21 protein-coding genes are annotated in these 21,554 nt (G+C 67.5%); 9 read left to right on the forward strand and 12 right to left on the reverse strand.

The genetic code is table 11. The features are described from left to right. Positions 1-301: 301 nt before the first annotated feature. From GPX89_RS43485 to tsaA, 6 genes are all read right to left on the reverse strand, one after another. Positions 302-1,579, reverse strand: coding sequence for a dihydrolipoamide acetyltransferase family protein (locus GPX89_RS43485; RefSeq protein ID WP_198347864.1), 1,278 nt, complete (start codon positions 1,577-1,579; stop codon positions 302-304). A gap of 15 nt (positions 1,580-1,594) precedes the next feature. Next, positions 1,595-2,578: an alpha-ketoacid dehydrogenase subunit beta gene (locus GPX89_RS43490; protein WP_157393649.1), complete on the reverse strand. Its 984-nt coding sequence runs from the start codon at positions 2,576-2,578 to the stop codon at positions 1,595-1,597. A gap of 17 nt (positions 2,579-2,595) precedes the next feature. Further along, positions 2,596-3,729: a pyruvate dehydrogenase (acetyl-transferring) E1 component subunit alpha gene (pdhA, locus tag GPX89_RS43495; RefSeq protein ID WP_328603000.1), complete on the reverse strand. Its 1,134-nt coding sequence runs from the start codon at positions 3,727-3,729 to the stop codon at positions 2,596-2,598. 11 nt (positions 3,730-3,740) lie between these two features. Next, the gene (gene lpdA, locus GPX89_RS43500) at positions 3,741-5,198 is read right to left on the reverse strand and encodes a dihydrolipoyl dehydrogenase (protein WP_328603001.1); all 1,458 of its coding nucleotides are present in this window, start codon (positions 5,196-5,198) and stop codon (positions 3,741-3,743) included. A 200-nt stretch (positions 5,199-5,398) separates the two neighbouring features. Further along, the gene (locus GPX89_RS43505) at positions 5,399-6,601 is read right to left on the reverse strand and encodes a PucR family transcriptional regulator (RefSeq protein ID WP_157393651.1); all 1,203 of its coding nucleotides are present in this window, start codon (positions 6,599-6,601) and stop codon (positions 5,399-5,401) included. A gap of 37 nt (positions 6,602-6,638) precedes the next feature. Beyond that, positions 6,639-7,073, reverse strand: a complete 435-nt coding sequence (tsaA, locus tag GPX89_RS43510; protein WP_328603002.1) for a tRNA (N6-threonylcarbamoyladenosine(37)-N6)-methyltransferase TrmO — start codon at positions 7,071-7,073, stop codon at positions 6,639-6,641. Positions 7,074-7,530: 457 nt separating this feature from the next. Here tsaA and GPX89_RS45715 point away from each other — a divergent pair, with 457 nt between their 5' ends. Both GPX89_RS45715 and GPX89_RS43515 read left to right on the forward strand, forming a co-directional pair. After that, positions 7,531-7,656: a hypothetical protein gene (locus tag GPX89_RS45715; RefSeq protein ID WP_268893472.1), complete on the forward strand. Its 126-nt coding sequence runs from the start codon at positions 7,531-7,533 to the stop codon at positions 7,654-7,656. A gap of 144 nt (positions 7,657-7,800) precedes the next feature. After that, positions 7,801-8,235 (forward strand): TY-Chap domain-containing protein, encoded by a 435-nt coding sequence (locus tag GPX89_RS43515; protein ID WP_157393653.1) that lies wholly within the window; start codon positions 7,801-7,803, stop codon positions 8,233-8,235. Here GPX89_RS43515 and GPX89_RS43520 read toward each other — a convergent pair. From GPX89_RS43520 to glnA, 4 genes are all read right to left on the reverse strand, one after another. After that, positions 8,232-9,011, reverse strand: a complete 780-nt coding sequence (locus GPX89_RS43520; RefSeq protein ID WP_198347865.1) for a YwiC-like family protein — start codon at positions 9,009-9,011, stop codon at positions 8,232-8,234. The genes GPX89_RS43515 and GPX89_RS43520 overlap by 4 nt on opposite strands. A gap of 118 nt (positions 9,012-9,129) precedes the next feature. Continuing rightward, positions 9,130-9,987 carry a tyrosine-protein phosphatase gene (locus tag GPX89_RS43525; protein ID WP_328603003.1) on the reverse strand — a complete coding sequence of 286 codons (858 nt, stop codon included), beginning with the start codon at positions 9,985-9,987 and terminating at the stop codon, positions 9,130-9,132. A 375-nt stretch (positions 9,988-10,362) separates the two neighbouring features. Then, positions 10,363-11,271, reverse strand: coding sequence for a hypothetical protein (locus tag GPX89_RS43530; RefSeq protein ID WP_157393654.1), 909 nt, complete (start codon positions 11,269-11,271; stop codon positions 10,363-10,365). 202 nt (positions 11,272-11,473) lie between these two features. Further along, positions 11,474-12,910, reverse strand: a complete 1,437-nt coding sequence (gene glnA / locus GPX89_RS43535; protein ID WP_328603004.1) for a type I glutamate--ammonia ligase — start codon at positions 12,908-12,910, stop codon at positions 11,474-11,476. Positions 12,911-13,360: 450 nt separating this feature from the next. Here glnA and GPX89_RS43540 point away from each other — a divergent pair, with 450 nt between their 5' ends. The 5 genes from GPX89_RS43540 to GPX89_RS43565 all read left to right on the forward strand — a co-directional run bounded on the left by GPX89_RS43540 (position 13,361) and on the right by GPX89_RS43565 (position 17,046). Further along, positions 13,361-13,891, forward strand: coding sequence for an RDD family protein (locus GPX89_RS43540; protein ID WP_157393655.1), 531 nt, complete (start codon positions 13,361-13,363; stop codon positions 13,889-13,891). Between the two features lie 260 nt (positions 13,892-14,151). Beyond that, complete coding sequence (locus tag GPX89_RS43545) at positions 14,152-15,066, forward strand: alpha/beta hydrolase (RefSeq protein ID WP_157393656.1); 915 nt, start codon at positions 14,152-14,154, stop codon at positions 15,064-15,066. Positions 15,067-15,191: 125 nt separating this feature from the next. Further along, positions 15,192-15,791, forward strand: a complete 600-nt coding sequence (locus tag GPX89_RS43550; RefSeq protein ID WP_157393657.1) for a sulfite oxidase-like oxidoreductase — start codon at positions 15,192-15,194, stop codon at positions 15,789-15,791. Then, a complete protein-coding gene (locus GPX89_RS45240; RefSeq protein WP_235949429.1) occupies positions 15,791-16,750 on the forward strand; it encodes an FAD-binding oxidoreductase in 960 nt (319 codons plus the stop codon). The genes GPX89_RS43550 and GPX89_RS45240 overlap by 1 nt, the downstream gene beginning before the upstream one ends. Continuing rightward, entirely contained in the window at positions 16,747-17,046 is a 300-nt protein-coding gene (locus tag GPX89_RS43565) for a DUF6510 family protein (protein ID WP_157393658.1), read from the forward strand. Before GPX89_RS45240 ends, GPX89_RS43565 begins: the two co-directional genes overlap by 4 nt. 109 nt (positions 17,047-17,155) lie before the next feature. Here GPX89_RS43565 and GPX89_RS43570 read toward each other — a convergent pair whose 3' ends face one another. Further along, positions 17,156-17,899 carry a DUF4191 domain-containing protein gene (locus GPX89_RS43570; RefSeq protein ID WP_157393659.1) on the reverse strand — a complete coding sequence of 248 codons (744 nt, stop codon included), beginning with the start codon at positions 17,897-17,899 and terminating at the stop codon, positions 17,156-17,158. A gap of 137 nt (positions 17,900-18,036) precedes the next feature. On the opposite strand from GPX89_RS43570, the gene GPX89_RS43575 reads away from it, so the two are divergent. Together GPX89_RS43575 and GPX89_RS43580 are read left to right on the forward strand one after the other, a co-directional pair. Then, entirely contained in the window at positions 18,037-18,825 is a 789-nt protein-coding gene (locus tag GPX89_RS43575; protein ID WP_157393660.1) for an HNH endonuclease family protein, read from the forward strand. Positions 18,826-18,874: 49 nt separating this feature from the next. After that, positions 18,875-19,243 (forward strand): excalibur calcium-binding domain-containing protein, encoded by a 369-nt coding sequence (locus GPX89_RS43580; protein ID WP_157393674.1) that lies wholly within the window; start codon positions 18,875-18,877, stop codon positions 19,241-19,243. Between the two features lie 43 nt (positions 19,244-19,286). On the opposite strand, the gene GPX89_RS43585 is transcribed toward GPX89_RS43580, so the two are convergent. Then, the gene (locus tag GPX89_RS43585; RefSeq protein ID WP_157393661.1) at positions 19,287-21,482 is read right to left on the reverse strand and encodes an elongation factor G-like protein EF-G2; all 2,196 of its coding nucleotides are present in this window, start codon (positions 21,480-21,482) and stop codon (positions 19,287-19,289) included. Positions 21,483-21,554 lie beyond the last annotated feature (72 nt).

The following is a 21,554-nucleotide window of genomic DNA, read 5'->3' on the forward strand; positions in this document are numbered from 1 at the left end:
AGGATGAGAGAGTTACTACCAAAGCTTCTCATCCTGTCGGTGTTGTGGCAACCGTCACGCCGGTAGAGATGCGAAAAGCCGGACGGTGTGGACCGACCGGGTAACCCGGTCCACGCCATCCGGCTTCTCTGGCCCGCCGCCGGGTGAGTTCGGCTTCCGGGCGCGCGGCGTGGCATGGGAATGCCGCGCGCGCCGGGTGGCGGGCTTACGTCGTCCGACCTGGATCAAAAATCGGACGGCGGTTCAAGGGTGTGACCAGGTCACGGTGTGCACTGTGACTACGTCACGGCGTGCATTGTGACTACGTCACGATGCGCAGCGGGTGCTCGATGAGCTCCTTCAGCTGCTGCAGGAAACGGGCCGCGACGGCGCCGTCGATGGAGCGGTGATCGGCGGACAGGGTGACGCGAAGGATCTTGCGCGACACCACCTTCTCGCCGTCGAGCTTCAGCTCGTCCTGGGCCGCGCCGACCGCGAGGATCGCGGACTCCGGCGGGTTGATGACGGCGGTGAACTGCTCGATGCCGAACATGCCCAGGTTGGAGATGGTGAAGGTGCCGCCGGACATGTCCTCGCCCTTGAGCTTCCGGTCGCGGGCGCGCCCGGCCTTCTCCTTGCCCTCGGCCGCGATGGCGGACACGGACTTGCGGTCGGCGTCGTGGATGACGGGGACGAACAGGCCCGCGTCGGTGGCCACGGCGATGCCGATATTGATCGACTTGTGCTGCAGCAGCTTGTCGCCCGCGAAGGAGACGTTCACGGCCGGGTCCAGGCGCAGCGCGGTGGCGACCGCCTTCACCAGCAGGTCGTTGACGCTGACCTTGCCGGAGCCGGTCTCCTCCAGGGTCTTGTTGATCTGCGCACGGAAGGCGAGCAGCTCGGTCACATCGATCGCACTGGTGAGATAGATGTGCGGGGCCTGCTGCTTGGACTCGGTGAGACGCTGGGCCGAGACGCGCTGGATGGTGGTCAGCGGGATCTCGTCGTAGTCGCCGGTCGCGGGGGCGACGGCGGCCGGGGCCGCAGCGGGGGCCGGGGCGGCGGCCACGGGGGCGGCCGGAGCGGCTGTGCTGCCCGCGTTTTCGACATCCTGCTTGGTGACGCGGCCGTTGGGGCCGGTGCCGTTCACGGCGTTGATGTCGACACCGAGTTCCTTGGCGACCTTGCGGGCCAGCGGGGAGGTCCGCTTGCGCTCACCGTCGGCGGAAACCGCGGGGGCGCTGCCGTTTCCGGCGGCCGGAGCGGAAACCGCCTGCGCGGCAGCGGGAGCGAGAGCGGCGGTGGGAGCCGGAGCGGCGGCCGGGGCGGGAGCAGCGGCCGGGGCCGCAGCGGCGGACGCGCCGCTGCCGTCACCGAGCATTGCGATCGGCTCGCCGATGGCGACGGTGGTGCCGGGCTCGGCGATGATCGCCTCGAGGATGCCGTCCTCGTACGCCTCGAGCTCCATGAGCGCCTTGTCGGTCTCGATCTCGGCGAGGATCTCGCCGGCCTTGACCTGGTCACCGACCTGCTTCAGCCAGGCCGAGACGACGCCCTCCTCCATGGTGTCGGAGAGCCGGGGCATGGTTACTTCAGACATGGTTCCTTCCGGTTCTCAGCGGCGCTTGCCGACGGCGGCAAGGGTTTCGAGGGCGGCCTTGTAGAGCGAATCGGGCGACGGGAGCGCCAGCTTCTCGAGGGGCTTGGCGTAGGGCAGCGGCACTTCGGCCATGGCCACGCGGCGCACCGGGGCGTCGAGGTAGTCGAACGCGCCGTCGGAGATCGACGCCGCGACCTCCGCACCGATGCCGTAGGTCAGCCAGTCGTCCTCGCCGATGACGGCGCAGCCGGTCTTCTTGACGGAGGCGATGATGGTGTCGCGGTCCAGCGGGCGCAGGCTGCGCAGGTCCACGACCTCGGCCGAGATGCCCTCGGCGGCAAGCTTTTCGGCGACCTGGGTGCACACGGTGGCCATGCGCGAGTAGCCGATCAGCGTGATGTCGGTGCCCTCGCGGGTGACCGCGGCCTTGCCGATCTCGGCGGCCGGAAGATCGTCCGGCACTTCGCCCTTGGTGTTGTAGAGCGACAGGTTCTCCAGGAACAGAACCGGGTCGTCGTCCTCGATGGCGGCCTTCAGCAGCGCCTTCGCATCGGCGGGGGTGGCGGGCGCGACGACCTTGAGGCCCGGCACGAACGCGTAGTACAGCTCGATGTTCTGTGAGTGCGTCGCGCCCAGCTGCTGGCCGCCGCCACCGGGGGTGCGGATGACCATCGGCACCGAGGTCTGACCGCCGAACATGCCGTAGATCTTGGCCGCGTGGTTGACGATCTGGTCCAGCGCCAGCAGCGAGAAGTTGATCGTCATGATCTCGACGACCGGGCGCAGGCCCAGCATGGCCGCGCCGATCGCGGCGCCGACGAAACCCTCTTCGGCGATCGGGGTGTCGCGCACCCGCTTCTCGCCGAACTCCTTCAGCAGGCCCGCGGTGATCTTGTACGAGCCTTCGAAAACGCCGATCTCTTCTCCGATGAGGAAGACATCGTCGTCGCGCTGCATCTCCTCGCGGAGGGTCTCGCGCAGCGCTTCACGGTAAGTCATGACTGCCACGGTGACTCCTAGGCGGTGAAGAGCGGATCACCGGGCAGGCGGTGGGAATCGCCCGCGACCGGGGTCGCGTAGTTGTAATCGAACAGGGTGGCCGGGTCCGGGTGCGGGGACTGGTCGGCGAACTCGACCGCCTCGACGACGCGGGCCTTCACGTCGGCCTCGATGGCGGCGGCGGTGTCCTCGCTCAGCACACCGGCTTCGAGAAGACGGTTGTGCCACAGCACGATCGGGTCGTGCGCGACGGCGGTGGAGACGGCGTCTTCGGCGCGGTACTTGGCCGGGTCGACCACCGAGTGGCCCTTGAGCCGGTAGGAGACGGCCTCGAGCAGGGCGGGCTTGCCCTCGCGGCGGGCGGTCTCGATGAGGTCGGAGGCGACCTCGCGCACGGCCAGCACGTCGGTGCCGTCCACGCGCTCACCACGCATGCGGTAGGAGGAGGCGCGCTTCCACAGATCCGGTTCGGCGGAAGACTTCTCGACGGTGGTGCCCATGCCGGTCTGGTTGTTGATGACCAGGAACACGACGGGCAGGTTCCACAGCGCCGCGATGTTCAGCGACTCGTGGAAGGCGCCGATGTTGGTGGTGCCCTCACCCATCTGGCACACCACGACGTCGTCGCCGCCGCGGTAGTCGATGGCCAGCGCGGCGCCGATGGCCAGCGGAACCTGGCCGCCGACAATGGCGTAACCGCCGAGCAGGCGGGTCGCGGTGTCGTACATGTGCATCGATCCGCCCCAGCCCTTGGAGGTGCCGGTGGAGCGGCCGTACAGCTCGGCCATGACGCGGCCGGGCTCGATGCCCTTGGCCAGCGCGTAACCGTGCTCGCGGTAGTTGGTGAACAGGTAGTCGGTGGGACGCATGGCGCGGCCGACGCCGACGACGGTGGCTTCCTCACCCAGGTTCAGGTGGCAGTAGCCGCCGATCTTGGCCTGCTGGTAGCCCTGCGCCGTGCGCTCCTCGAAACGCCGGATGAACAGCATCTCGGTGTAGAGGGAGAGCAGGTCGTTGGCGTCCGCGCCGCCGAAATCGGCTCCACCGAGCAGGGTTTCGGCATTGTCGGCTGTGCCTTTTTCAAGAGCGACTACGTCGGCCTTGGCGGCCTTGCGCGCCGACTTGCGCGGCGCGGCGGTGGTGGTGGTCACGATGGAACTCCTCAACGCTTCCGGGGCGGCGCGACGTGAACCGGCAGGCCCAGCCCGACCAGGGCGGCCTCCATGCCGATCTCGCCGAGGGTGGGGTGGGCGTGAATGGTCTCGGCCAGCTCGTCCAGGGTCGCCTCCAGCGAGATCGCCAGGGCCCCTTCGGTGATCAGATCACTGGCCGACGGGCCGATGATGTGCACGCCGAGCACCTCGCCGTGCTGCTTGCCGGCGACGATCTTCAGGAAGCCCTCCTGGTCGCCGAAGGACTTGGCCCGGCCCAGTGCCGCGAACGGGAACTTGGCGGCGATGACGTCGTGGCCCGCGGCCTTGGCGGCGTCCTCGGTGAGGCCGACGCTGGCGATCTCCGGGTGCGTGAAGGTCGCGGCCGGGATCACGTTGTAGTCGATGTGGGCGGCGTGGCCCGCGATGGTGTCCGAGGCGACCAGGCCCTGATGCGAGGCGACGTGCGCGAGCAGCGCCTTGCCGGTCACATCGCCGATCGCGTACACGTGCTCGACGCCGGTGCGCAGGTGCTCGTCGACCGGGATGAAACCGCGTGCGTCCGTTTCGATTCCGGCGATCTCGAGACCCAGCTCGGCCGTGTTGGGGCGGCGGCCGACGCCGACCAGCACCACATCGGCGGGCAGCTCCTGCGGCTTCGCGCCGCCGACGGTGACCGACAGGCCGCCCTCGCCCTGCGCGATGCCGGTGACGGTCGCGCCGGTCAGCACCTTGATGCCGCGCTTGGTGAACGACCGCACCAGGGCGGTGCCGATCTCCTTGTCCTCCAACGGAACCAGGCGATCCTGCATCTCCACCACGGTGACATCGCTGCCGAACTCGTGGAACAGGTTGGCCCACTCCGCACCCACCGCGCTGCCGCCGATGACGACCAGGCGCTCGGGGACCTCGGTGAGGCCGAACGCGCCGTCGGAGGTGATCACGCCGGGCAGGTCCGCGCCGGGGATCGGGAGGACGGCCGGGACCGAACCGGTCGCGACGATGATGTCCTTGGCGCTGATGGTGCGGACCGAGGTCGCGGTCGGGGCGGCGGCGTAGCGCGGGCCGCCCTCGAAGATCGGCGACGGTCCGGCCTGGAAGACCTCGACGGTCGTCGCGCTGGTGAACTTCGCGTGGCCCTCGATCTGCGTCACGCCATTGGCCTTGAGCAGGCCCGCGACGCCATCGGTCAGCTCCTTGACGATGCCGTCCTTGCGCTGCCGCACCGCGGCGTAATCGAAGCGGACGTTATCGGCGTAGACGCCGAAGTCGGCCGCGGCCTGCAGGGTGTGGAAGACCTCGGCCGAACGCAGCATCGCCTTGGTCGGGATGCAGCCCCAGTTCAAGCACACGCCGCCGGCGCGTTCCTTCTCCACCAAGCCAACATTCAGGCCCCGCTGAGCGGCGCGGATGGCGGCCACATAACCGCCCGGGCCGCCGCCGATCACCAGAAGATCGAATTCCGGCACTCGTGGTGCTCCTCATCTCGATGTACTCACAGACCCGCCATCGGTTGTGATGCGGGTCATTCCGATCGAGTCTGTCGGTCACCAAATGCACAAACAAGGAACTTTAAGCCCATATATACCTGTTTTTGACTGGGCGCAGAGCACAATTTGTACCCGCTGGTAGCGGGCGTTCGACGGCCCGATTCCGTCCGTGCGGAAGCTCAGACCCGCGGGGTTCCGGGCGTCTCCAGAGCGGCCAGCGCGAGGGAAAGCTCCACGTAGGAGCGCTGCCCCTCCAGCTGCCGGCCGAGCAGCATGGAGATGCGCTGCAGGCGGTTGATCACCGTGTTGCGATGGCAGTGCAGCTTGGGCGCGGCATTGGCCGCCGAGCAGTTCTCGGCCAGCCAGACGGCCAGAGTTTGGAGCAGGATGTCGCGTTCCTTGGGCGGCAGGTCCAGCACCGGGCCGAGGGTGTGGGTCACCAGCAGCGCGGTGAGGTCGGGGGAGCGCAGCAGCAGCGCCTCGGGATAGCGCTCATCCAGGGAGACCAGCAGACCGTGCTCGTCCCCGGGCGCGGTGTCCAGTGCGAGCACCGCCAGACCGTGCCCGGCATCGACGCCCGCCAGGCCCGCGACCACCGGCGAGACGCCCGCCCGGCCGCTGATCAGCGGCCGAAGTTGTTGCAGCACAGCCGAACCGTCGCGATGCTCGAGGGACACCAGGCCGACCGTGGAGTCCTCCCGGTCGTGCCACACCGACCGGATGCCGGAGGCGCCCAGCGCGGCTTCGGTTCCCATGTGCAGCGGCGGTCCGCTCTCGCCCCGCGCGACGACCACCAGATACGCGCCGTTGGGCGGCAGATTCAGCTCGCGCCCGGCCCGCGCCGCGAAGGTGGCGTCGTGCGCGCGGCCCGCCAGCAGATCCTCCATCAGCGAATGCCTGCGCCGCTCGTCACTGCGCACCCGCTCGAGCTCGGTGGTCCGATAGCTCGTGACCAGTGCCGACGACATGCCGTCGACCACCGCCCACATCGCCGAACCCACCTGCCGGATCTCGGTCGGCCCGATGTCATCGGCCTTGTCCAGCAACGCCTCCCAGACGATCTGGCCGCCCAGCCGGAAGGTCCGCAGCATGGCCTCCAGCGGCACGCCCTGCTCGGCGCGCCGCCGCCCGATGGCCGCCGCCACATCGTCGCCGTCCGGATCCGGATCCTGCCGACCCAGCAGATCCAGGATCCGGGTCAGGTACCGCTTGCACCCGTCGCGCAGATCGGCCCGCGGCACCGCGGTGTAGTCGGTCCATTCGGGGTTGTCGGTGGCGATGGCCGCCATCAGCCGCTTGGTCAGCTCCGGCACCTCGGCCTGACACGCCGCGGCCAACCGCTGCGTACCGAGCGTCGGAGCCGGATGCCTGGGAGCCGCCATGCCCACCAACCTACGCCCGCGGGTGCATGTGACCTGGTTAGCGGGTGTCGACCGTGCCCAGGACCGGCTTGATGTCGAGGATGGGCGTGCCGTCGATGGCTTCCAGACCGGCCACGCCGAGCACCTCCGGGGTGACCGTGGTGAGGGTGACCTCGTGCAGGCCGATGGGGTTGGGGCGGTCGGGGGAGCGGGTGGCGAAAACACCGGTGGGTGGGCGGGTGCGGTCGCCACGGGGATACACCGAGAGCGTGTCGCGGCTGCCCGCGTGCAGCCAGGTGAGCAGGATGACGCGCATGCCGGGGTGCAGATCGGCTGCCGCGGCGGCGAATTCGGGGGCCAGCACCACTTCGGCGGCGGGGGCGTCCTCGTCGGGCTGGCGGGGCGCGCCCCGGCGGTCGGCGAGCGGGGAGCGGACCCGGCCCACCGGGCGCACTTCGAAATGATCGGGGCTGCTGGAGAATTCCGAGGACACGATCGTCAATTCCTTCCACGGTGGCAACGCGGTTCACGGTACCGGTCGGCACTGTGACCGCGAGGCCGGGCGGGATGTGACAGCGCTCCGAGAAGTGGCCGCTGAACTGGGGTTCGGCGCGGGCTGTCACATCGGGTGCGGTTGCTCGGTCATGGAGGTGCGGGCCCGGCGCGGGACACGCCCGCCCGGTTCGGATCGACCGACCGGTCGCGACGAAGGAGACTTCGGCAATGGGCAACGGGCACGCCGATCTGGAGCCGGAGCCGCTGGGCTGAACCCGTCAAGGATTCGCCCGAAGGCGTCAGGGATCCGTCAAACGTACCGCCCGGTTGCTCGCTTCGTGATGGTGCGGTGATATTCACGAAAGATTAACGGCCGCAACGTCGCTCGATTGAGAGAATGGTTTGCCGAACGGTCGTGAATATCGCGAGTGTCCGGAAGTCGGAGAAGGAGTGGAATGAGCAGAATGCGCTGGCGGCGTCTTTTCACCACCGATGTGCGGGCCCTGCCGCCGGGTGATTCGCGGGACATCGCTCGCACGCCCCTCGCGATACTCGGCGCCGTCCCGAAGGCCCGGCGATAGCCGCGCACCGGAAATCGCGGCGGTCCTCCAGTCGACACCGCCGCGATTTCCGCTGATAGGACTGTGCTGCAGGATATTTCACGCCGTAATAGATTGGACGGCGTATGATCGGCGGCGATGGGCACCCGGAGTCAAAGCGAGCGCGTGGCGACAACCGACTGGGACGCGTTCGTTCACGCACTGGCCGGCTGTCTCTCCGAACTGCCCTCCCGCGCCACGGTGATCTTGGCCGCCTCCGGTAACCGCTACGTGCAGATCCAGCAGTTCGACATCAAGCTCTCGGCCGAACTCACCGGCAATCACTATCTCGCCGAACCCATTTCCGAGGCCGCCCACCAGCGATTACGCGAGATCGGCTGGAGCGCCCCCGTCCCGCAGCACGACATCGACAACTGGCGCCGCACCATGCTCTGGCCGATCTCCCGCAGTGTTCTCGAAGACCTGGCCCGGTCCGTGGCGGTCGGACTGCACGAGGCCCTCGGCGTCCCCACCCCCGACGACCTCCGCGCCAGCGGCTGGTCCGACGATTCCCGCGACCTGGATCTGTCCGCCCTCGGGGCGATGGCCCGCCGGGCCTAGATCAACAGCAGCGCCATCAGCAGTACGCAGCAACCCATTTCGATCATGCCCACCTGGCCGGGGCGCAATGAACGCCCGGGCAGGAAAACGGCGCGCAACAGAAACAGTGCGAACGCAATCGTGAGAAATGGGTTCAAGAACGCCGAAATCCCCAGCGCAACCACGTGATAGGCGACGGAAATCCGATAGAAGTCGCGATTACCGCGTTCCCGGATCATCGTCTTCACGTAGAACACCGTGCCCGCGAAATACAACAGGCAGGCCACCGCGCCCCGCCAGCCGTCCCCGAGGATCCCGCCGCCCAAATACAGTGATACCAGCAGCATTCCGCACGCCGGGAACACCGCCACCAGGCCGTTGAGCAGGGCCCGCTCGTCATTGCGCCACGCGTACCAGAGATTCACCGCGAAGAACGGCGCCATCGCGACCGCGGCGAGCAACAGCCACGGATGGGCGACGGCCAACCCGCCACCGATGACCACCAGCACCGCACCGAAGGTCACCAGCGGCCGCACATGCCGCCCCGGCGCCTTCGGATTGCGCGAAATGCGACGCAGCCGAAGGTACTGCTCGAGATGGAACGCGGTCATATACCCGAGCAGCCACGCGACCAACAGCGGAACATGCTGCCACGACGGCCGCCCCAGCCACATCCCCACCAGGAACGGCACCGCCAACATCGCCCACGCGCCATGCTGATTCGGCAACCACTTGCGCAGCTGCTTCTTCACGGCCTTCGATCGGGCGGACGCGACAGTGGTGGACTCGACGGACACCCGAAAAGCGTAGGCCGATTCCCGCCGCCCGCGCGTGTGCTTTCAATCCCGCGATACAGCGCCATGTTCGGGGTCACGCGGGGCCTCCCGTCACCGGGAGGCGCCCGCTACGCGTGGATCAGCCCACCAGGTTCTCGTGCAGTCGCAGGATCGTTCCGGCATCCAGGCCGAGACCCTTGCTCAGGTACTTCCCGAAGTCGCCGTACTGCTGCTTCATCTGATCGACGGCCACATCCAGGTACTCGTCACTGACGATCTGCAACGGAATGAGCAGATCCGGATTCTGCATGATCCCCGCCGCCTTCAACTGTGCCCGCAGCGCGGCGTCCGAGGCGGCCCGATACTGGTTCGACAACAGATAATCCTGCCGCGCAACACTCTCCGGCACCCCCACCGCCTGCAACAGCACATACGTCATCCACCCGGTGCGGTCCTTGCCCGACGTGCAGTGGTACAGAATCGCCCCCGGTGCCGCCGCCACGTCCTTGATGGTCTGCGCGAACTTCGCCGTCGCATCCGCACCCAGAAAGTTGGTGTACGCCGTCTTCATGATCTGCTCGGCCTTACCGTCCCCCAGCAGCGCCTGCTGCTGCACCGGATCCTTCGACCCGATCGCCTGCGCCGTCTTCAAGTAGATGCCACCATCATCGATCGGCCGCGACACCGCGCTCACCCCGGCAGGCAACTTGTCCGCCCCCAAACCCTGCACCTCGGCGGGCGTCCGGAAGTCGACCACGGTCTGTATCCCCAGCGTCCCGAGCTTCTGCACATCGGCATCGGTCAACTTCCCTAGCGCATCGGACCGAATCACCTTCCCCGACTTGGTCGAATCCCCGGTATAGGTCACATACCCACCCACATCCCGAACATTCACCGCCCCCTGCAAGGTGATCTGCGTGGCATCCTGCCGCATGACCGGCACGGCCCCCGCCACCGAAGCCGGCCCGCCAACCCCACCCCCGAGCACGCCCGCCACCGCAGCGGTCACAGCGACAATCGAAATACGAAGCCGTACAAAACGTTTAATTTTCACAGCCCCGCACGCTAGGTCGGCTTACGCCCCCACCGCAGACCTACCCACAGCCCCTCCCACCCACCGAACCTCCCACCCCACCCACCGGGACATCCGCTGGACCGCGATTCCGAATCGCATTTCGGCTCAGTAATTCTCGCGCAATCGGTCCTGCCGACCATACGGCCCGTCTTCTTCCGGGCAGTAGACGTCGAATGTCACCTCGGGCGTCGGCGGGTCTTCCCCGTCGGGTGACCGCTTACCCATCGCACCCCGCCTCCAGATCTGAGATCAGATGGTGGGTCCTGTCGGAGACCCCGCTCGATCCTTTGGCCTTCCCTATTGGTGTCCGGCTGTCAATCTAGTGATGAGTCTCTCGTTGAGTCGCGGTGTTTCCCAGCCGTCGAACTTCACTAATGGTCCGGAATTCGACTTCTGCCAATCGCTATGCGAGTTCCACAGGGATTCGAAGTGTCCGACGAGTTGTGAATATAGCTCTCGAGTGTCGCTCGGAACCTTCAGGACTGCATCGGAATAGCCGCGCCCGCGGCTAGTGTAGAGGCCCCAGTATATTGTTGAATCTGCGTGAAATATTGTGCAGTGCGGACAGGCGTCGATAACCCTGATCTCAAAGCGTCCGGATTTGTCGCGGGCGAGTAATCCAGCGGCCCGAACCTCGTCGTACCGTGCCTTGAGCTGTTGATAGATCAACGCGCTGCGCTCGACGGATGTCTCCAGACTGATCTTGAACGCGGATTCCTCCATGCCCTCTTCCGCCGCTCGGATCCTCGCATACGCCGATCCCGGCGACAGGAATATGAATCTAACCTGAAGTCGCTCGAACAGGACCCTCTCTAGGAACTTGTCAGCGTCATTCGCCAGAATGTCTTCCAGCGCTCCGGTCAGGGCGATTGCGAGAATTGAGATTTCGGAGGCATCTCGCTTCATTACACGATATTGCCGTTCGATTTCCTGCCTGGTTCCAGTGACGACCTGAACGGAGGTCTTATCTCTTGTGCGGCCCGCAATAATCCGCAGGATGACAGATACGATCGCGGCAGTTACCAGCCCGGTGCCCAGCTGTTCCAAGAGGCGGCTGACGATGCGTAGATTGTCGAAAACATCGGACAGCAACACGACGACGATGCCGATCAGCAGGATTAGGATATCCAGTACTTCCAGGAGTGACCCAACAATTACGCTGGCTGAGTTTTCGCTAGCAGCCTTCCATTTCGCCCGTGCGGTCACGCCGATCCTCTTCTCGACAGCAATTTGTCATGGCTGGTGAGTGAACTCCGATCATTGTCCCTCTTCGGTTGTTACCTAGTGGGCCGATCGGATGCACGTCAAAACAATTCTGATTGGTCTGAAAGATTGGGCATGCGGCAAACGGGCGGAGCCCCACCCGCCGAGGCGGATGGGGCTCCGAGAGCGCTTGCGCTGGTTCGACTTAGACGTCGAAGTACAGCTCGAACTCGTAGGGGTGCGGCCGCAGGTTGACGGGCGCGATCTCCTGGGTGCGCTTGAGGTCGATCCAGGTCTCGATGACGTCCTCGGTGAACACGCCGCCCTCGGTGAGGTAGTCGTGGTCCTGCTCGAGGCGGTCGATGACCGACGCCAGCGAGGTGGGGGCCTGCGGGATGTTCTTGGCCTCCTCGGGCGGCAGCTCGTAGAGGTCCTTGTCGACCGGAGCCATCGGCTCGATCTTCTTCTTGATGCCGTCCAGGCCGGCCATCATCATGGCGGCGAAGGCCAGGTACGGGTTACCCGAGGAGTCCGGCGCGCGGAACTCGATGCGCTTGGCCTTCGGGTTCGAGCCGGTGATCGGGATACGGATCGCGGCCGAGCGGTTGCGCTGCGAGTACACCAGGTTGATGGGGGCCTCGTAGCCCGGCACCAGACGGTGGTACGAGTTGACGGTCGGGTTGGTGAACGCCAGCAGCGACGGGGCGTGGTGCAGGATGCCGCCGATGTAGTGACGCGCCAGATCCGACAGGCCCGCGTAGCCGGCCTCGTCGTGGAACAGCGGCTTGCCGTCCTTCCACAGCGACTGGTGGGCGTGCATGCCCGAGCCGTTGTCGCCGAAGAGCGGCTTCGGCATGAAGGTAACGGTCTTACCCTCCTGCCACGCGGTGTTCTTCACGATGTACTTGAACAGCTGCAGGTCGTCAGCGGCGCCCAGCAGGGTGTTGAAGCGGTAGTTGATCTCGGCCTGACCGGCGGTGCCGACCTCGTGGTGGCCGCGCTCCAGCTCGAAGCCCGCGTTCTGCAGGTTGGTCGAGATCTTGTCGCGCAGGTCGACGTAGTGGTCGTACGGGGCAACCGGGAAGTAACCACCCTTGTTGCGGACCTTGTAACCACGGTTCGGGGTGCCGTCGGCGTTGTACTCCGCGCCGGTGTTCCAGGAGCCCGAGATCGAGTCGATCTCGTAGAAGGCGCCGTTCATCGCCGAGTCGTAGCGGATCGAGTCGAAGATGTAGAACTCGGCCTCGGCACCGAAGTAGCAGGTGTCGGCGATACCGGTCGACTTCAAGTACTCCTCGGCCTTACGCGCGATGTTGCGCGGGTCGCGGGAGTAGGCCTCGCGGGTGAACGGGTCGTGCACGAAGAAGTTCAGGTTCAGCGTCTTCGCGGCACGGAACGGGTCGACCCGGGCGGTGCTGAAGTCGGGGAGCAGCAGCATGTCCGACTCGTCGATCGACTGGAAGCCGCGGACGGACGAACCGTCGAACGCGAGACCCTCCTCGGCGAGATCAGCGGTGAACGCCTTCGCCGGGATCGAGAAGTGCTGCTGCACACCGGGGAGGTCGGTGAACCGAACGTCGACGTATTCGACCTCCTCCTCCTTGATGTACTTGATGACCTCGTCGGCCGTGCTGAACGCCACTTAGTACTCCTTACGGATCGGTTCCCAGCCAGTGGTGACTGCATGGGTTCGTCGCGACCACACGGTATGGACGCGGTGTTTCCCTGTAATCAAGGCTGTGTTTCACGAGTGTTACACGCACTGCTGGCCGGGGGTTCGGCGGTGCCCCCGGGTTCGCGAAGACGCCGCAGCGGTCGCCGAGCAATGCTCGACCAGCACCGACATCCTGCCATTGAGCTGCCGGAAGCGGCTGTTAAGACTCTGAAAAGTTAGGGGGCTTACCGGGCATCGGCCGGTCATGGTGAGAATCCTCACCGTCGGGCATACGCCCAGCTACCGGCGATGCCGCGGGGTTGCCCGCCCGGCCCGGACGAGGTCGGCGGCTAGGACGCACCCATATATGTTCCGGTCCTCGAGCCCCGACCGGCAGGGCTGCGAAACCGGCCCGTGGGCGGCGCTTAAGCTGGGCTCATGGCACGTATCACCGGCTCATGGCTGTCCGGACCGAACGCCGAATCCGGAGACAACCCGCTCGGTGACTATCAGGGCAAGGAACTCGGTCTCCCGCAATCCGGCCCCGGCGCGCTCGCCCCCTTCACCCGGCGCGTGCTGGCCATCCTCGCCGACTGGTTCATCTCCATGGGCCTGGCCGCGATCATCGTGCGGCCCGATGCCGCGCACATCATCTCGAAGATGACGATTCCCAAGGGGCAGCAGCCGCCCTCGCACTTCGAGGTGATCACGCAGGCGCTGTCGACGCCGACGCTGGGTGTCTGGTTCGTGCTGGGCATCGCGGCGGTCACGCTGTTCGGTTTCACGCCCGGCCAGTACTTCCTGAAGCTGCGGGTGACCCGGGTGGACGCGGACGCGCCGGTCGGCTTTGTCCGGGCGCTGGCCCGGCAGGTCATCCTGCTGTTCGTCATCCCCGCGCTGTTCACCGACTCCGACGGCCGCGGCATGCACGACCGCGCCACCGGCACCGCCCTGGTCTACAGCCGCTGATCCCGGGCCGCCCGGCTCACGAAAACCTCACGGCCGTTGTTATGGAATTTCCGCGCGGGCCGATTCGAATACACGGGCCACGCCGAGTCGGCGCGGATTCCAGCCGTTACCTGCGATGCTGTTGGTGAAGCGTGTGGCAAGGTGTTGCCGAATGTTCACCACTGTTTGCTTTCGATCGGTATGGTGGCAGCGATTTGCCGCGATCTACCGATAGGTCGGTACCGCGGCAGGTAGCTGTTGATGTGCTGATGGAGGATTGGATGGTCGAGGACTACCGGGCGGCCGCGCGGAGATTCAGCCGGCGGTCCCTGTTCGCGACCACGGGACTGATCGGTCTGGCCGCGGCCGGGGCGGCGGTGAGCGCGGGCGTCAACGCCGCGGTCGACGCCGACGACGCGAAGGGCGCCCTGCGCACCGAGAACATCGGGCAGACCGCCGCCGGCCTCAGCCCGGTCATCCGCACCGAACGCGTCTACTCGAAGGCCCGCGGCCGCGAAGTGGACCTGGTCACCATCCTGCCGCCGGGCGTCCCCACCGAGAACCTGCCCGTCTCGCTGCTGCTGCACGGCCTGCACGGCACCGCGCGCACCGCCGCCGTCGGCAATATCGCCACCCTCCTCGCCGCGGGGGTGGCGGCCCGGCTGTCCCCGGCGTTCGGCTTCGTCGCCCTCGACGGCGGCGACAACTACTGGCACGACCACGGCACCGGCGACGATCCGATGTCCATGCTGCTCAACGAGGTTCCCGGCTGGCTGGCCCAACGCCGCCTGGGCGGCCCCGACGGCCTGCCCAGCGCCGTCACCGGCACCTCCATGGGCGGCTTCGGCGCGTTCGTCTACGCACGCCGCCGCTTCGAACAGGGCCGACCGGTCAACGCGGTAGCCACCATGTCGCCCGGTCTGCTCACCTCGTGGACCGAAATGGCCAAGCGCAACGCCTTCATCAATGCCGACCAGTGGGCCGCGCTGGACCCGCTGCGCAACCTCGACAAGCTCGGCCCCGCCCCGATCGGCCTGTGGTGCGGCGACCGGGATCGCTTCATCGAGGGTTGCCGCCGCTTCATCGCCACCGCCCACCCGGAGGTCGGCCTGATCACCCCCGGCGGGCACACCGACGAATACTGGAGCACCGTCACCCCTGATGTCGTGCGCTTCCTCTCCCGCCACATCGCCTGAAGTGTCTCCCGGCGTGCTTCCGGCCGGGATCCACAGCTGCCCGAAAGGCCCGGTTCGGTGATCATGCGGGCGGTAGGCTGACCCGCAGTGCGTTTCGCGGCTGTCACAGCGAAGGGAGTGGTCGGATGACTGGCTTCTCGCCCGGGTTCCAAGGACGTCCACGTCCGAAGAGCGATCGATTACCGCCGGGGCAGTACCTCGTCGACGACTTCCCGGTGCTGTCCGCGGGACCGACGCCGCGGGTCGATCTCGCGCGCTGGCAGTTCACCATCACCAACGAGACCGGCCGCCAATACATTTGGAGCTGGCCGCAAATGATGTCGCTGCCGCAGGAACGCCCGCACGTCGACATCCACTGCGTCACACGCTGGTCCAAGCTGGACACCGACTGGCAGGGCATCTCCCTGGACAGCTTGCTCGAAAACGTCGAAACCCAAGCCGAATACGCGCTGATCTCGAGTTACGGCGGCTACACCACGAACCTGCCGCTCGAGGACCTCATGGACGGGCGCGCCTGGATCGTGCACACCTACGACGGCCAAGACCTGCACCCCGAACACGGCGGCCCCGCACGGCTTCTCGTCCCGCACCTCTACTTCTGGAAATCGGCCAAGTGGGTCAAGGGAATCCGCCTCCTCGACACCGACGAACCCGGCTTCTGGGAGGCCGCCGGCTACCACAGCTACGGCGACCCCTGGCGTGAACAGCGCTACCAGGACGACTGATGCGCTGGCAGCCCGCCGAACTCCTCGCCACCCGCGCCGAATCCGCCTTGGCCCGCACCCTCATCCTGCGCGTCAACGCCTGGCCCGGCCACCGCCCCGGCCAGCACGTCGACGTCCGCCTCACCGCCCCCGACGGCTACCACGCCGAACGCAGCTACTCCCTGGCCGCCCCCGCCGACGGCGACCACATCGAAATCACCGTCCAGCGAGTCGACGACGGCGAGGTTTCGCCCTACCTGGTCGACGTGTTCCCCGTCGGCGCCTTCATCGAAGTCCGAGGCCCCGTCGGCGGCTGGTTCGTCTGGACCCCCGACACCGGGGGAGCGGCCGTCCTCATCGCGGGCGGTTCCGGCATCGTCCCCCTCGCCTCGATGCTGCGCGCCCGCCGAAAATCCGCCAACCCCAGCCCTTTCCGCCTCCTGTACTCCGTCCGAACCCCCGCCGACCTCCTCTACGCCGACGAACTCGCCGAACTCCGCCGCGCACACCTGGTCCCGCCCGACGACCAGTCCGGCCGAGTCTGTCTACTCGACGAAGTCCCTGGCGGCGACTTCGGCGGCCGCACGGGCGGGAAGCTCGGCGGTGGCACGCGCGGGAACCTTCGCAGTGGCGTCGGCGGAAGCCTTGCCGGTGGCACGCGCGAGAACCTTGCCGGTGGTGCGGGCGGGAGTCTCGGTGGTGGTTCGGCTGGAGAGTTCGGGGGTGGCATGGCCGACGAAGGTATCGAATTCTTCCTCGCCCACACCCGCACCGCGCCCGACGGCGATCCCCGCCCGCCCGGCCGCCTCACCCGCACCGAGATAGCCCGCCTCGCCCTCCCGCCGTCCCCAGCGGTGACCTGCTACGTCTGCGGCCCCACCCCTTTCGTCGAATTCGCCGCCGACGCCTTGGTCTCCGCCGGCCACGCCCCCGCCATGATCCGCACCGAACGCTTCGGCCCCACGGGAGGACGGCCATGACAACCCCGTACACCTACGCCACCACCACCCCCGACGACCGCTATCTCGACGGCAACGCCCTCGCGGGCATCCTCTCCAACCTCCTCCCCGGCGACCCCACCCTTCACGAATGCCGCTGCGGCACCTGCCATTCCACCGAACCCCTGGCCCGAGCCCTCGTCTACCTCGACTGCCCCGGCACAGTAATCCGCTGCCCCCACTGCTCCGCCGTCATGCTCCAACTGACCACCACCCCCACCGGCACCTATCTCACCGTCACCGCTGATACAACCCTCCGCTTCCCATCGAAGCCGTAATCCGCTCCACGTCACCCGTCCGCACTAATCGCCGCACTCAACGATTGGGTGGGGGTGGAAATGGAGAAGCCCGCGTCGGGGGACGCGGGCTTCGGGGTGTTCGGGTGGGTCAGCGGCGGCGGATCGAGCGCTGGACGCCGCGCATTTTCGCGCCGGAGGGGAGGGGGCCCTTGGGGAGGGCGGGGCCGCCGCGGGTGGCGAGGGCGGCGAGGCGGCCCTCGATGAGGTCCATGCGCTTGGCGTCGATATTGCGGGGGAGTTTGGTGAGGTAGCGCTGGAGGTCCTTGATGGCGACCTGGTCGGACTCGTTGCCGATGACGATGTCGTAGATCGGGGTGTCGCCGACCAGGCGGGAGACCTTCTTCTTCTCCTGGGCGAGCAGCGACTTCACGCGCTGCGGGGAGCCCTCGGCGACCAGGATGACGCCGGGGAGGCCGACCACGCGGTGCACGGCGTCGAGCTGGGTGGTGGCGGCGACGCCGGGGGTGACGCGCCACTTGCCCTGGAGGTTGTCGAGCACCCAGGCGGCCGCGCCGGCCTGGCCCTCGGCCTTGGCGTACACGTTCTTCTGGACGCGGCGGCCGAAGAGGATGAACGCGGCGAGCGCGCCCAGCAGCAGGCCGATCGGCAGCAGGAACCACTGCATGCCGAAGATGAACCCGATCACCAGGAACAACACGGTCACGCCGACGAAAGCGCCGATCATCAGCGGCAGCAGGAGTTTGTCTTCCTTGCGCTGCATCTGGAACGCCTGCCAGAGCTGCTGACGACGCTCCTTCGACGCCTGCCTGCGCGCCGCCTTCGCCGCGGCCTTCGCTTCCTTCGACGGATTACCGCCCTTGCCTGCTGCCATGACGTCCAGCTTAATGGCCGGGACCGCCCGGTTCGCGACGGGATCACCGGCGTCGCGAGCGGGGTGGTTTGTGTAAGCCCGCTTGGATCTGTTCTGCTGGTAATAACCAGTGCCGAGTGAAGGGAACCCGGAAGGACATGCGGTCGACGGACCACAGGCCCGCCTCCGCCGGTCTCCGCACACGGCTTCCGGGCGCGGTCGCGCTGCTCGTGGGCGCGCTCACCCTCATGGCCTGCACCTCCCACGGCCTGGCCGCCGACAATCTGCCGCCGAGCGAGTCGGCGAACGTCGCGGCGCAATCGCTGCCGCGGGCGGCGGCGCTGGCGTTCACGCAGGCCACCGCCCTGTCCCCGGCCGATGCCCGGGCCGTCCTCGACACCCTCCCGGTGAAGGGCCGCGCCCCGAAGACCGGCTACGCCCGAAACCAGTTCGGCGAGAACTGGACCGACGACGTCGATGTCGCCGGCGGCCGCAACGGCTGCGACACCCGCAACGACATCCTCGGCCGCGACCTCACCGACCCGGCCTTCAAGCCCGGCACCCGCGACTGCGTGGTTCTCAACGGCACCCTGTCCGATCCGTACACCGGCAAGGACATCGATTTCGTGCGCGGCTCGGGCACCTCGAACGCGGTCCAGGTCGACCACGTGGTCGCCCTGTCCGACGCCTGGCAGAAGGGCGCACAGCAGCTCACCCCGCGCGAGCGCGCCAACTTCGCCAACGACCCTCGCAACCTGCTCGCGGTCGACGGCCCGGCCAATCAGCGCAAGGGCGCGAGCGACGCCGCCTCCTGGCTGCCGCCCAACAAATCCTTCCGCTGCGCCTATGTGGCGAAGCAGATCGAAGTGAAAGCCGCCTACCACCTGTGGGTGACCCAGGCCGAGAAGGACGCCATGCTGCGTGTCCTCGACGGCTGCGATTCCTGAACATCGCAGCGGCACAACCATCCCCGAGTAAGAAACTGGAGTGAGAAGTATGAAAAAGGCCCTGGCCACCCTCGGCCTGACCGCCACCGCCGCCGCCCTGCTCGCGGTGACCGCCGCCCCCGCCACCGCGGAAACCCTTGCCGCCCCGGCGATCCCGATGCAATTCCACGCCGCCCCGGCCGAGATCCCCGCGGTCCAGCCCCAGCCCGCCGCTCCGGCCGAGATCCCGGCCGTCCCCGCCCCGGCCGCCGCGCGTGACCTCCTCGACGACTCCGGCCTCGTCGTCCGGGTCTCCGACGACGTCTACTTCAAGAACTGCACCGAGGCCCGCAACGCCGGCGCCGCCCCGATCCTGAACGGCGAGCCCGGCTACCGCCCCGCCCTCGACCGCGACAACGACGGCGTGGCCTGCGAGTAACGCCCGTCCGCCGCCCGATCTGCGAGAGCTGTTCGACGCGAGATCAGTTGGCAGTCTTCATCTTCTCTCGCATGGAGTCGGCCAGCTGGGCGGGCATGGCTTCGTGGCGGGCGTAGGCGCGGGTGAAGGTGGCCGCGCCGTGGGCCAGTGAGCGCAGGTCCACGGCGTAGCGGCTGAGTTCCAGCTCCGGTACCTCGGCGCGAATCACGGTGCGCCCCAGTCCTACCGGTTCGGTGCCCAGTACGCGGCCGCGGCGGCTGGACAGGTCGCCCAGCACAGGGCCCACGTACTCATCCGAAACCACCACGCGCACTTCGGATATCGGCTCCAGCAAATTGATGCGCGCCGTCCCGGCAGCCTCGCGCAGGGCCAGCGCGCCCGCCATCTGGAAGGCGGCGTCGGAGGAGTCGACCGAGTGGGCCTTCCCGTCGAACAATGTCACCCGGACATCCACCAGCGGGTATCCGGCGACCACGCCCCGGACGGCCTGGGCACGCACCCCCTTCTCCACCGACGGAATGAACTGGCGCGGAACGACTCCGCCCACCACCTTGTCGACGAATTCGATACCGGATCCTTCCGGCAGCGGTGCGACCTCGATCTCGCAGATGGCGTACTGCCCGTGCCCACCGGACTGCTTCACGTGCCGCCCCTTGGCCGAGGCCGAGGTGGCGAAGGTCTCACGCAACGCGACCTTGTGGTCGACGACGTCCACCTGCACGCCGAAGCGGGACCGCAATCGCTCCAGCGCCACTTCACGATGCGCCTCGCCCAGACACCACAGCACCAGCTGATGGGTGTCGGGATTCTGTTCCAGCCGCACCGTCGGATCCTCGGCGACCAGCCGCGACAGCCCTTGGGAGAGCTTGTCCTCATCGGCCTTGCTGTGCGCCTTGATCGCCACCGGCAGCAGCGGATCCGGCATCGACCAGGGTTCGATGATGAGCGGGCAGTCCTTGGCGGACAACGTGTCCCCGGTCTCGGCCCGCGACAGCTTGGTCACGCACACGATGTCCCCGGCGATGGCCTGGGGCAGCGGCCGCTGCTGTTTGCCGAACGGCGCGGACACCCCGCCGACGCGTTCGTCGGCATCGTGATCGGCGGTCTCGCCGACGCCGTGCCCGCACACGTGCACGGTGTCGTCGGCGTGCAGCGTGCCGGAGAACAGGCGCACCAGCGACATTCGGCCCACATACGGGTCGGAGGCGGTGCGGATGACCTCGGCGGCCAGCGGCGCGGCGGGATCGCAGGCGAGCGCGGAGGACTTCCCGCCCGACCCGGTCGCGGAGACGGGATGCTCGGCGGGCGTGGGGAATCCGCGCGTGATCAGGTCGAGGATCTCCACGGTCCCCAGCCCCTGCCGCGCGCCTTCCGGCGGCGGCGCGGCGATCAGCACCGGATGGAAACTCCCTCGTGCCACGGCCTTTTCGAGATCGGCGACCAGCGTCGTGAGATCGATCTCCTCGCCGCTGATGTAGCGGTCCATGAGGGTCTCGTCCTCGCTCTCGGCGATGATCCCCTCGATGAGCCGGTTGCGCGCCTCATCCATCTGCTCGCGCTGTTCCTCGGAGGCAGGCGTTTCGACGCGTTCCCCGGTCACGTAGTCGTAGACGTGCTGGGTGAGCAGATCGATCAGCCCGGTCACCGGCCGATGCCCGTCGGCCCCCTTGTCTCCGTACACCGGAAGATGCAGCGGCAGCATGCTTTCCGACCGCCCGCCGCCGAGAATCTCCCGGCAGGTCTCGGTCATGTCCTCGAAATCGGCACGCGCGGTGTCCAAATGGGTGAGCACGATGGCGCGCGGCATTCCGACACTCGCGCATTCGTCCCAGAGCGCCAATGTCGGCCCGCTCACGCCTTCCACCCCGGCGGCGGCCGAGAGTACGAAAAGGGCCGCGTCCGCTGCTCGCAGACCGGCCCTGAGTTCCCCGACGAAATCCGCGTATCCGGGGGTATCGAGGAGATTGACCTTGATGTGGTCCCACCCCATCGGCACCACCGACAGCTGAACCGACCTATGTTGTCGCTGCTCGATGTCGTCGTAGTCCGAGACGCAGGTGCCGTCCTCCACCCGTCCGGCCCGCGGCACCGCGCCCGCCGCCACGGCGAGCGCCTCCACCAGCGTGGTCTTGCCCGACCCGCTGTGGCCGACCAGCACCACATTCCGTATGTCGTCGGGCCTTTCGGCCACGACTACCCTGCCGTTGACACCTTGCGACGACGTCGTTCGCTCGACCATGGCTCGCTCCGGGGGTCGATGAAAGCGGTCCTTCGAGCTTCCCACCAGCGGCGCGCGCTCGTCCACGAATCG

Origin of the sequence: Nocardia terrae (genome assembly GCF_009760405.1) — a bacterium.
Taxonomy (GTDB): domain Bacteria; phylum Actinomycetota; class Actinomycetes; order Mycobacteriales; family Mycobacteriaceae; genus Nocardia; species Nocardia terrae.